The 10,845-nt window shown below is 65.4% G+C and carries 11 protein-coding genes, 1 tRNA gene and 1 pseudogene; 2 read left to right on the top strand and 11 right to left on the bottom strand.

The genetic code is table 11. From position 1 onward, the window contains the following. Nucleotides 1-231 (bottom strand): annotated as a pseudogene (locus I5M_RS06035) (hypothetical protein); the annotation flags it as partial. Between the two features lie 55 nt (nt 232-286). Between I5M_RS06035 and I5M_RS06040 the strand changes: the two are divergent. Continuing rightward, a complete protein-coding gene (locus I5M_RS06040) occupies nt 287-1,066 on the top strand; it encodes an SOS response-associated peptidase (protein WP_022720574.1) in 780 nt (259 codons plus the stop codon). 119 nt (nt 1,067-1,185) lie between these two features. Here the strand turns inward: I5M_RS06040 and I5M_RS06045 are convergent, their stop codons facing one another. Continuing rightward, a complete protein-coding gene (locus tag I5M_RS06045; RefSeq protein ID WP_022720575.1) occupies nt 1,186-2,613 on the bottom strand; it encodes an FAD-binding oxidoreductase in 1,428 nt (475 codons plus the stop codon). 106 nt (nt 2,614-2,719) lie between these two features. Next, a complete protein-coding gene (locus I5M_RS06050) occupies nt 2,720-3,721 on the bottom strand; it encodes an L-threonylcarbamoyladenylate synthase (RefSeq protein WP_159103976.1) in 1,002 nt (333 codons plus the stop codon). Nucleotides 3,722-3,792: 71 nt separating this feature from the next. Here I5M_RS06050 and I5M_RS06055 point away from each other — a divergent pair. Beyond that, nucleotides 3,793-3,869 (top strand) — tRNA-Pro (locus I5M_RS06055). A 355-nt stretch (nt 3,870-4,224) separates the two neighbouring features. Here I5M_RS06055 and I5M_RS06060 read toward each other — a convergent pair. The 8 genes from I5M_RS06060 to I5M_RS30850 all read right to left on the bottom strand — a co-directional run. Beyond that, nucleotides 4,225-4,641, bottom strand: coding sequence for a tyrosine-type recombinase/integrase (locus I5M_RS06060; protein ID WP_022720577.1), 417 nt, complete (start codon nt 4,639-4,641; stop codon nt 4,225-4,227). Nucleotides 4,642-4,731: 90 nt separating this feature from the next. After that, complete coding sequence (locus I5M_RS06065; RefSeq protein WP_022720578.1) at nt 4,732-6,057, bottom strand: MFS transporter; 1,326 nt, start codon at nt 6,055-6,057, stop codon at nt 4,732-4,734. Between the two features lie 210 nt (nt 6,058-6,267). Beyond that, nucleotides 6,268-7,032, bottom strand: coding sequence for an ABC transporter ATP-binding protein (locus I5M_RS06070; protein WP_022720579.1), 765 nt, complete (start codon nt 7,030-7,032; stop codon nt 6,268-6,270). Next, nucleotides 7,029-7,838, bottom strand: a complete 810-nt coding sequence (locus I5M_RS06075) for an ABC transporter permease (protein WP_022720580.1) — start codon at nt 7,836-7,838, stop codon at nt 7,029-7,031. Before I5M_RS06075 ends, I5M_RS06070 begins: the two co-directional genes overlap by 4 nt. Further along, nucleotides 7,835-8,806: an ABC transporter substrate-binding protein gene (locus I5M_RS06080; protein WP_022720581.1), complete on the bottom strand. Its 972-nt coding sequence runs from the start codon at nt 8,804-8,806 to the stop codon at nt 7,835-7,837. The genes I5M_RS06075 and I5M_RS06080 overlap by 4 nt, the downstream gene beginning before the upstream one ends. A gap of 33 nt (nt 8,807-8,839) precedes the next feature. Beyond that, on the bottom strand, nt 8,840-9,631 hold the full coding sequence (pcaD, locus tag I5M_RS06085) for a 3-oxoadipate enol-lactonase (protein ID WP_022720582.1): 792 nt from the start codon (nt 9,629-9,631) through the stop codon (nt 8,840-8,842). Next, complete coding sequence (locus I5M_RS06090) at nt 9,628-10,092, bottom strand: carbon monoxide dehydrogenase subunit G (RefSeq protein WP_022720583.1); 465 nt, start codon at nt 10,090-10,092, stop codon at nt 9,628-9,630. Before I5M_RS06090 ends, pcaD begins: the two co-directional genes overlap by 4 nt. 10 nt (nt 10,093-10,102) lie before the next feature. After that, nucleotides 10,103-10,845: amidohydrolase family protein (locus I5M_RS30850; RefSeq protein ID WP_022720584.1), on the bottom strand; the 743-nt coding region annotated here is incomplete at its 5' end.

Here is a 10,845-nt window from a genome sequence, read left to right on the forward strand (position 1 = left end):
TGTTCGCATAGGAAGCGGCTGCCAGCTCAGGAAATCCTCCGAACATTCCGGCATGTCGGGGATCATTTCGAGCAGCATCACGGCTTCATTGAAGTGATTTAGATAGTCCGTCGCCAGCCCGGTATTCGGATTGATGTTGGCGGCCACCAGCATGGCGGCGCGGGTGTCGGCGTCGGCACTGGCCGTCTTTTTACACNNCGATCGCGCGGCATGGGGTTCACTGGCAGCCATTGGTGTCATATTTATCGGTCGACGTTAACAGGCTCTGAAAGCGGCAGGTTGGTCGATGTGTGGGCGCTTCGTGATCACTTCGGCCCCGGCTGCAATCCGGGAAGCTTTTGGCTATCTCGATCAGCCTAATTTTCCGTCACGCTACAACATTGCCCCGACCCAGCCGATCCCGGTGGTGATGCTCGATCAAGGCGCGCGCCGGTTCCGGCTGATGCGTTGGGGCCTGCTGCCGTCATGGGTCAAGGACCCACGTACTTTTACGCTGCTGATCAATGCGCGCGCCGAAACCGTGTTCGAGAAGCCGGCGTTCCGCAATGCGATTCGGCGACGGCGCTGCCTCGTTCCGGCCGACGGCTATTACGAATGGAAGCCGCTCGGCTCGCGCAAGCAGCCCTACTTCATTCATCCAAAGGACGGCGGCCCGATCGGCTTTGCGGCGCTGTGGGAGACCTGGGTCGGCCCCAACGGCGAAGAGCTCGACACCGTGGCGATCGTCACCACCGCGGCGGCGGGGGCCATGGCCGAACTGCACGACCGCGTCCCAGTCACGATCCCGCACGGTGATTTCGGCCGCTGGCTCGACGGCGACGAGCAGGACCTCGGCGCTGCCGCCGCCTTGCTGCGCCCGCCGCGCGACGGCGTGTTCGTCTGGCATCCGGTCTCGACCGAGGTCAACCGCGTCGCCAACGACAACGCGCAACTGATATTGCCGATCAGCGAAGCTGAACTGGCCGCACCGCCTTCGGTTGTCCCTGTTGCCGCCAAGCGAGTGACCCGCTCCAAGGCGCCCGCCAAGCTGACGGCGGATGATAGTGGGCAAGGCTCGTTGTTCTAATAACTACGCGCCGTCATGGCCGGGCTCGTCCCGGCCATCCACGTTCTCCTTGCGGTTTCGTGGATGCCCGGCACAAGGCCGGGCATGACGGCACAAAGACACTCGTCTCAGTCGTAACTCTAAAGCACCTTCCCCGGATTCATGATCCCGAGCGGATCGAATGCGGCCTTGATGGTGCGCATCAGCTCGATGGCGGTCTTGTCCTTGACGCCCGGCAGGTCGTCGCGCTTCAGGGCACCGATGCCGTGTTCGGCGGAAATCGAGCCGCCGAGACGGAGGACGATGTCGAACACCGCCGTGTTGACCTCGTGCCAGCGCGCCAGGAACGCGGCTTTGTCGGCGCCGATCGGCTGGCTGACATTGTAGTGGATGTTGCCGTCGCCGAGATGGCCGAACGGCACCGGCCGGCAGCCGTCGATCAGCTTGACGACGGCCTCATTGGCCTCGGCGATGAAGCGCGGCACCGAGGCGACCGGCACCGAGACGTCGTGCTTGATCGAGCCGCCTTCCGGCTTCTGCGCATGCGAGATGTCCTCGCGTAGTTTCCAGAACGCCTGGCTCTGCGTCGTCGAGGCCGCGATCGCGGCGTCGTCCACCAGGCCGTCTTCCATGCCGCGCTCCAGAATACTCTCGAGTGCACCGCGGGCGTCGTCACGCGGCGACGACAGCTCGATCAGCACATACCACGGGTAGCGGCTCTGCAGCGGATCGCGGTTACCTTCGTGGCGCACCGAGAAGTCCAGCGCGATCTCGGCGATCAGCTCGAAGCTGGTCAACGACGACGCGGCTTCGGCTTGCGCAATGCCGAGCAGCTTGAGCGCGGCCTCGGGCGATTGCAGGCCGACGAACGCGGTCTCGACCGCGCGCGGCTTCGGAAACAGCTTCAGCGTCGCCGCGGTGATGATGCCGAGCGTGCCTTCGGCGCCGATGAACAGATCGCGCAGATCGTAGCCGGTGTTGTCCTTCTTGAGCTTGGACAACAGGTTCAGCACGCGGCCGTCGGCCAGTACCACTTCGACGCCGAGCGCCATGTCGCGGGCGAGGCCGTAGGCCAGCGCCGCGGTGCCGCCCGCATTGGTCGAGAGATTGCCGCCGATGGTGCAGCTGCCTTGCGCACCGAGCGCCAGCGGAAACAGCCGGTCGACTTCGTCGGCCTTTTCCTGAGCGGTCTGCAGCACGACGCCGGCTTCGACCGTCATGGTGTTGGACGAAGTGTCGACCTCGCGAATCTTGTCCATCCGCTTCAGCGAGATCACTACCTCGCCGTTGAGCGGCGTCTGGCCGCCGACGAGCCCGGTGTTGCCGCCCTGCGGCACGATGCCGACGCGCGCTTCGCTCGCGAGCCGGCAGATCGCCGCGACTTCCTCGGTCGAGCCCGGCCGCAGCACCAGCGGCGAACGCCCGCGGTACAGATTGCGCTCCTCGGTGACGTAGGCCTCGATCTCGCGCGCGTCCGTCAGCGCGTGGCGCTCTCCGACGATCGCGGTGAAGCGCGCGATCAGTTCGGGGGACAGGACGGCGGCGGGCAGGGGGGTATTGATGTTCATCTTGGGCTCTCTCCCCGTCATTGCGAGGAGCGAAGCGACGAAGCAATCCAGCTCCGTGCACTGAGCTGGAGTGCTTCCCTTCGCTCGCAATGACGTTGCAAGGTTCTCAGTCTGGTTTCAATCCCCGCGGCGCTGCAGCCCGGGCCAGAAGGTCGTTGATGGCTTCGCCGAGATCGTGGCGCGGCACCGGCATCACGGTAATTGATTTGGCGCCGATGCCGTCGAGCTCGCGCACCATGCCGAACAGATTGGCGGCGGCTTCGACAAGATCGCCGCGTGGCGACAGGTTCCTGACCGCGCTCGCCTGGTCGGCGCCCGGCAACGTCTGCGGTCCGAACGCCAGCAGCGCCTCGCCGGGCCCGACCTCGCGCGCCTCGAGCCGCACCCGCGCGGCCGGAGCGTAATGCGACGCCAGCATGCCGGGCGCCAACGGCGCGTCCGCGGCATGGCCGGCAGCGGAAGGCGACTCACCCAGCGGCCGGCCGAGCACGCGCTCGATCGCCGCGCGCGGCACGCCGCCCGGCCTCAGCAGCACCGGCGCGCCGAGGCAGCCGACGATGGTGGATTCGACGCCGATCCGCACCGGCCCGCCATCGACGATCAGGTCGATGCGGCCCGACAGGTCCTCCGCCACATGCGCCGCCTGCGTCGGCGACACATGTCCGGAGCGATTGGCCGACGGCGCCACCACGGCGCCGCCGAAGGCCCGCAGGATCGCTTCGGCAACGGGATGCGCCGGCAGCCGCAGCGCCACGCTGTCCAGCCCCGCGGTGGCGAGATCGCACACCGGACAGCCGGGCGCCTTCGGCAGCACCAGCGTCAGCGGCCCCGGCCAGAACGCCTGGGCGAGCGCTAGCGCCTCGGCGCTGAACACGGCCAGGCGACCCGCCGCCGGCAGGCCGTCGACATGGGCGATCAACGGATTGAACGAAGGTCGGCCCTTGGCGGCATAAAGCCTGGCCACGGCCTTTGGATTGGCAGCGTCGGCGCCGAGCCCGTAGACGGTTTCGGTCGGAAACGCCACCAAACCGCCGTTTCGCAGCGCGCGCGCGGCCTCCGCGGTCGCATCGTCCGAGGCTTGCAGGGTCCGGGTAGGCAGATCGGCCATCATGGCCGGTTCATACCCCAATTCGCACGCTTGCGAAGGACGAAGTCGGGCGCTATAAGCCGGCCTCTTGTCGGAGTGTGGCTCAGCCCGGTAGAGCACTGCGTTCGGGACGCAGGGGTCGCAGGTTCGAATCCTGCCACTCCGACCAAGATTTTCAATACCTTAGATTTTTGCCCGTTCGGCTTCGCAATGAAATGCCGGCGATGGGGGCGGTTTTGACGGTCGAGTATCTTGTCGCTGCGGTATTGGCGATCACCTGCAAGCCGGGGGAATGCGTGTGGCTCGATCCCGGCACCCGGTACGAATCGCAAAGCCCAACCCAAAATCCAAACTGGTGCGTGATCAATCGCGGCGACCAAAAGTCTCCGGTGAAGCTCGTACCCGTGCCCAATCCACCTCGTCTTTTTATGGGGCCGGGGATCGAGCCGTGTGACATCCGGCGGAAGCCTAATCCTCCACAGAGCTGAGTGACCAACCTGAGTGATGCCCGTTGCATCCCCAACCTACCGCCTCGTCTGGAACGCCTCTGCCGCATCTTCTTGAAAGTCTGGATGGTGACGGCCGTAATTGGCCTCCAGCTGCTCAACGGTCATGCCGAGCCAACCAGCTGCCTCCCACAGATCGACGCCGGCCTGCATGAGCCAGGTTGCGGCCGTGTGCCGTAATGAATGCCGCACGACGTCATCACCCAGTCCTGCATCTTCCAGGATGCCTTCCCAGGCTGATCTGATCTTGCCTGCCAGTGGCTGACCATCGTGGACGCGATTGACGACGAACCGGATCAAGTCGTTCGCCTGCATCGATCCTGCCGCGCGCAGCTCGGCTGAACGCCTCTCGTCGATCCCGGCGCCACCGCACAAGATGAGGCCGCAAGGCGGCTGGCGATCTTGGCGGGCGGGCGTCGCGTCTTGATCGACCACTCCATAGCGCCCTTGCCCTGATATACGATCGTATCGAAGAAACCGTTTCCGAACCGCGTTGTCGTGCTTGCGAACGTGACAGGCTCTCCGTCATCTCGCCTCAGCCGCCACCGGCACCTTGCCCCTGTTGTAGATGATCAGCGTCGCCGCAAAGCTCGCCGCTGCGGCGGCCATCAGCCAATAGCCGGGTGACGCGGTGTCGCCGCTGCGGTCGATCAGCCAGGTGGCGGCGAGCGGCGTGAATGTGCCGAACAGGGCTGCGGCCAGGCTGTAAGCCAGCGAGAAGCAGGTCGTGCGGACGTGGCTGGGAACTTCCTCGGACAGGGCCGCCACCATGGCGCCGTTGTAGAGGCCGTAGACCATCGACAGCCCGAGCTCGACGCTGAGCATCTTGGCGAAGCTGGGCTGGTGCGCCAGCCACGTCAGACTGGGATAGGCGGCCACGAGGGCGATCGCCGTCATGCTCAGCAGCATCGGCTTGCGTCCGATGCGGTCGGAGATCGCGCCGCCGATCGGCAGCCAGACGAAGTTCGAGGCGGCGATGAACAGCGTCACCAAGAGGCTATCGGCCGCCGACAGCTTCAGCACGTTCTTGCCGAAGGTCGGCGTGTAGACCGTGATGAAGTAGAACGTCACGGTGGTCATCGCCGTCAGCAGCATGCCGAGCACGACGATGCCCCAGTTCGCCATCATCGAGCGCAGGATTTCGCCGCTCGACGGATGTTTCTTCTGAGCCAGAAACTCCGGCGTTTCCTCGAGCGAGCGGCGGATGACGAAGATGAAGGGGATGATCATGCAGCCGATCAGGAACGGAATGCGCCAACCCCAGGCCAGGATCTCTGCGGCGGGGAGCATCGCATTTAGCGCGTAGCCGAGCAGCGCCGCGACGAAGATCGCGACCTGCTGACTGGCCGACTGGAACGACGTGTAGAAGCCGCGATTGCCCGGCGTCGAAATCTCGAACAGATAGATCGACACGCCGCCGAGTTCGACGCCGGCCGAGAACCCCTGGAGCAGCCGGCCGGCGAGCACGATCAGCGGCGCCAGAATTCCGATGGTCTCGTAGCCGGGACAGATCGCGATAAAGATCGTGCCCATCGCCATGATGGTGAGCGTGACGATCAGTCCCTTGCGCCGGCCGATGTGATCGACATAGGCGCCGAGTACGATCGCGCCCACCGGGCGCATCAGGGCGCCGAGCCAGAACGTCGTGAACGTGAGCATCAGCCCCGTCACTTCGTTGCCGGTGGGGAAGAACGCTTTCGAGATCGCCGTGGCGTAGAAGCCGAACAGGAAGAAGTCGAACTGTTCGAGGAAATTGCCGCTGGTGGTGCGGAAGATCGCGGCCACGCGCGACTTGATCTGCGGAGGATGGCCTGTCGTCGCGGCTGCGCCGGCTCCCTGGACGGACGACATTCGATTCCTCCCTGATTGGGTCCGTCTTCGCGCGACGGTTGAATTCATCGACCTTTCGATTGGCTATTTACGTTTGAGATAGAGGTAGTCGCAAGATCGAATCCGGCATGTCCGGATCCGCTGAAAATGAGGGCGCGCGAGCCCTGACGCTCGGAACTAGAGCGCTAACTCCGTCGAATTCCCGGCAGGAAGCGGCTGCTGACGGCGGCTCTACGCCGCCAGCACGTCCTGAATCCGTTTCCGGATCGCCTCTTCGTGCTCGCGGAAGTCGGTTTCCTTGTGCGGGATATCAAGCGCGATGGTGGCCGGGCGCTTCAGCACGATGATGCGGTCGCCGATTTCGAGGGCTTCGTTGATCGAGTGGGTGATGAAGATCGCCGTCTTGCCGTTCTCCTTCACCAGCCGGACGAATTCGCCGCGCAGGCGCCGCGCCGTCATTTCGTCGAGCGCGGAGAAAGGCTCGTCGCAGAGCAGGATGTTAGCGTTGGTGGCGAAGGCGCGGGCGATCGAGACGCGCTGGCGCATGCCGCCCGACAGCGCGTGCGGATAGTCGTTCTCGTGGCCGCGCAGGCCGAGCTTCTCCAGCCAGCTCATCGCGATGCCGCGCCGCTCGGAAGCGCTCTTCTCGAGGATTTCGAGGCCGAGTTCGACGTTCTGCACGGCGGTGCGCCACGGCAGCAGACGATCGTTCTGAAATACGATCGCCATGCGACCGCGGAACGCGTCGAAGTCGCCGAACGGATTGCGGCCGTCGACGGTGACGCGGCCCTCGGTGGGCTCGGTGAGGCCGGCCACCATGTTGAAGATCGTGCTCTTGCCGCAGCCGGTCTTGCCGAGCAGCGCCAGCATCTGGCCCTGCTCGACCTGCAGATCGATCTTGTCGACCGCCAAGTAAGCGCCGGCCGAGCCCGGCTTGCCGAACACTTTCGACACGCCGGCGAGCTGGATCGCCATGGTGGCGCCTGCCGCGCTCACAGCGTCCGCTCCGACACCGCCCGATAGCGGAATGCGATGCGCTCGATCAGCGTCAGGATTGCCTGCACGATCAGCACGAAGAACACGAGTTGCAGCGTCCATGCCAGAGCTCCCACCATGTCGAACACCTGCTGCTGCTGCAGCAGTTCGTAGCCGACGCCGCCGGTGGCGCCGACCAGTTCGGCGACGACGACGACGCGCGACGCGTTACCGAGATTGACCTTCCAGGCCGTCAGGATGTCCGGCAGCACCGCCGGGATGATCATCGAGCGGAACAGCTTCAGCCGTGTCGGCCGGAAACTCATCACCATCTCGGTGAGATCGCGCGACATCGCCTGCAAGGCGCCGAGGATCTGGAACGAGAACGCCGGCAGCGTCGTCATCACCATGATGAAGAAGATGCGCGGCTCGATGCCGTGAAACCAGATGATGGCGAACACCACCCAGGACAGCGCCGGGATGCCCTGAAACAGCGTCAGGATCGGCGACAGGAAATCGTGCACCGCGCGCGAGCGCGCCATCATCACGGCGAAGAGTGCGCCGATCGCGAAGGCGCCGGCGAGACCGGCGAGAATGCGCAGCACCGTGGCGACGACGTCGGAGAACTGACTCCAGTCGCCGACGATGCTGAGGCATCGCCAGAACACGTCGACCAACGATGGAAACAGGAACGGCGGGAAGAACAGCGAGGCGAACTGCCACGCCGCCGCGAGGACGGCGAAGGGCAACACGTAGCTGCCGGTGCGGCGGAGCGCCGCCGCACCGAACCGGCTCATGCCGGAGAGCTGTGCCTGTGCCGCCGTCATTGCGTCGGCCCCTGATAGATCGTGGCGTCGGACGGCATCGACGGCAGGAAGTCGATCGACTTGCCGGCGGCGTAGACCGCCTTGATTTCCTTCGCCAGCTTCGCGGCTGGCGTCACGTTCATGCCGAGCCGGTCGTTGGCGCGGATCAGTTCGGCGATCGCCTTGGCGGCTTCGGGCCCGCCCTTGCCGGCGATCAGGGTCGCAGCTTCATCCGGATGTGCGCCGACCCAGTCGGCCGCCTGCTTGTAGGTGGCATAGAGTTTCGGGATCAGGTCCTTGTGCTGCGCGGCCCAATCGCTGTGCGCGGCGAGGCCGAGATAAGGAATGCTGGTGCTGCCGGTCGCCTTCTTCCAGCTCTGCTTGATCTGCAGATCGAGAGTCCTGATCGTCGGCTTCTTCGACAGCAGCGTGGTGTAGGCCGGCTCCCACAGCTGCACCGCGGTGGCGCGGTCGGCCAGCGCATAGCCGACGAGGCCGGGCGTCGCAGTGTTGATCACCGAGAACTTGTTGGTGTCGGCGCCGAGCTGCCGCGCCAGCCAGTCGAACATCACGTAGTTGGTGGTGCCCTTGGCGGCGGCGAGGTCCTTGCCTTCGAGATCCTTGATCGACTTGATGTCCGGCCGCGACGTCACCACCGCGCCCCAATAGTCGAACAGGTTGAACAGATAGGTCGCCTTGACGCCGCGCACGTCGGCGAGGCCGACGGTGAGCAGCGCGGCGCTGCCGCCGACCTTGAACTCACCGGAATTGAACTGCGCCGTGTAGGCGTCCGGCGTGCGCTCCTGGAAATCGATCTCGATGCCGTTCTTCTCGTCGAGCTTCTGGCCCTTGATCACCGGAGAGAAGAATGCGCCGAGCGACGGCGCGCCGAACACGACGATCGAGATTTTCGGCAGGTCGGCGGCGACGGATGGCCCCGCCGCCGTCAGCGCGGACATCAGCGTCAGTGCGAGTGCGACTTTCTTCATGATATCCTCCCTCGTGTTGATGAAACGCTCTCGTTATCGAGATGCGAAAGCTTTGATTTCTTCGGTAAACGCGTCCGCGGCCTCGATCGCCGAAACATGCGCGGCCTCCAGGGTCGTCATTTTGGCGCCGCGGATCGCCGTGGCGATCTCCTCGCCGCGCGCCGGCGGCGTCGAGGCATCGTGCGCGCCGCTGATCACCAGCACCGGCCGATCTATCTTGCCGAGCTGCGGCAGCAGATCGGTCTGCGCTAAGACTTCACAGCAGGCCGCGTAGCCCACTGCAGGCGTCGCGGTGATGCTGGCGCCCACGGCGGCGACGCGCTCGGGGTGACTTTGACGGAACGGCGCCGTGAACCAGCGCTCCAGCGTCGGCTGCACCAGCGGCTGCATGCCGCCACTGCGCACTTGGGCGGCGCGGTCCTGCCACATCTTGGCCGGTGGAAAGTTCGCCGCCGTATTGGCGAAAACCAGCCGCTCGAACCGATCACCGTGATGAACGCCGAGCCACATTCCGGTGAGGCCGCCGAGCGACAGGCCGCAGAACGTCGCCTGCTTGATGCCGAGCGCGTCCATGATGGCGATGACATCGCGGCCGAGCCGCTCGATCGTCACCGCCGACGATCCGATGTCCGATCCGCCATGGCCGCGCGTATCGTAGCGCACGAGACGGAAACGATCACCGAGACCGTCCGCGAGTTCGTCCCACATCGATAGATCAGCAGCCAGCGAGTTGCTGGTGAGCAGCACCGGCTTGTCGCCGCCGGAGTCGCTCACCGCGAGCTGCACGCCCGGCTCGACTTCTATCCGCTGGAGCTTCGCACTCATTCGGCGGCTCCATGCACCGGCTGTTCGAACTCCTTGCGCAGCGCCGTGAAGAACCGGCCGATCAGATGCTTCGACACGCTGGAGAGAATGCGCTGGCCGACGCCGGCGACGAGGCCGCCGATCTCGCCGGTGCCCTTGTAGATCAGCTTGGCAGCGTCGCCGTCCGGCTCGATCTCGAATTGCGCGATGCCGTTGCCGTGGCCGAGGGTGCCGGCGCCCGAGACCTTGATGCCGCAGATCTTCGGCGCTTCTTTGTCCTGCAGGCTGATCTCGCCTTCGAACGAGCCGCCGACCGCAGCGACGCGTAGCTGCATCTCGACCTTGTAGGCGTCGGGCGCCGTCTCGGTCATGGTCTTGCAGCCGGGGATGCAGCGCGTCAGCACCACCGGATCGTTGAGCGCGACCCACAGCGCGTCGACCGATGCCGGGATGGTCTCAGAGCCTCCGATTTCCAGCTTCATCGGTACGTCCTCACAGGCCGAGCAGCTTCTGGACCAGACCGCCATTGATCGACGCGCGTTCGGCGTCGGTGAATTGCGTGTCCTTGACGATGTTGAGCGGAGCGAGGTCGCCGATCGGGAACGGCATGTCGGAGCCCATCATGATGCGGTCGGCGCCGACCACGTCGGCGAGGTAGCGCAGCGCGCGGGTATCCTGCACGATCGTGTCGTAGTACATCGCCGCCAGCGCCGCATCGGGATCGCCGAGCTTGTCCTTGTCGAGCGAGTAGTTGCGGCGCAGCCGGCCGACCACGTAAGGCAGCGCCGCGCCGCCGATGCCGGCGACGATCTTGGCCTTGCCGTAGCGGGTGACGTGGCCCGCATAGATCAGCCGTGAGATCGCGATCAGCGTGTCGGTGATGCGGCCGACGGCGTTGGCCATGCCGTAGTCGTGGACGCGGTCGTCGCCGCTCTCGAACACGGGGTGAATGAAGATCATCGAGCCGAGCTGGTCGGCGGCTTCCCAGAATGGCACCAGCGACGGATCGTCGAGCACGCCGCCTTTGCCCTTCGGCTGGGTGCCGATCATCGCACCCTTGAAGCCGTTGCTATGTGCCTCGCGCAGCACCTCGGCGGCGCGGGCGCCGTCCTGCAGCGGCACGGTGGCGAGCGGCACGAAGCGCGGCTGCTCCTTGGCGGCGGAAGCGAGATGCGAATTGATCAGGCGCGACCAGCGCAGGCCTTCTTCGGCGGGAATCTCGTAGGCGAACATGT

Source organism: Rhodopseudomonas sp. B29 (genome assembly GCF_000333455.1).
Taxonomy (GTDB): Bacteria; Pseudomonadota; Alphaproteobacteria; order Rhizobiales; family Xanthobacteraceae; genus Rhodopseudomonas.

Excerpts from the sequence above, each read along its gene's own strand:
- I5M_RS06040 (WP_022720574.1), top strand. The coding sequence starts at position 287 with ATGTGTGGGCGCTTCGTGATCACTTCGGCCCCGGCTGCAATCCGGGAA.
- I5M_RS06045 (WP_022720575.1), bottom strand. The coding sequence starts at position 2,613 with ATGAACATCAATACCCCCCTGCCCGCCGCCGTCCTGTCCCCCGAACTG.
- I5M_RS06050 (WP_159103976.1), bottom strand. The coding sequence starts at position 3,721 with ATGGCCGATCTGCCTACCCGGACCCTGCAAGCCTCGGACGATGCGACC.
- I5M_RS06065 (WP_022720578.1), bottom strand. The coding sequence starts at position 6,057 with ATGTCGTCCGTCCAGGGAGCCGGCGCAGCCGCGACGACAGGCCATCCT.
- I5M_RS06075 (WP_022720580.1), bottom strand. The coding sequence starts at position 7,838 with ATGACGGCGGCACAGGCACAGCTCTCCGGCATGAGCCGGTTCGGTGCG.
- I5M_RS06080 (WP_022720581.1), bottom strand. The coding sequence starts at position 8,806 with ATGAAGAAAGTCGCACTCGCACTGACGCTGATGTCCGCGCTGACGGCG.
- pcaD (WP_022720582.1), bottom strand. The coding sequence starts at position 9,631 with ATGAGTGCGAAGCTCCAGCGGATAGAAGTCGAGCCGGGCGTGCAGCTC.
- I5M_RS06090 (WP_022720583.1), bottom strand. The coding sequence starts at position 10,092 with ATGAAGCTGGAAATCGGAGGCTCTGAGACCATCCCGGCATCGGTCGAC.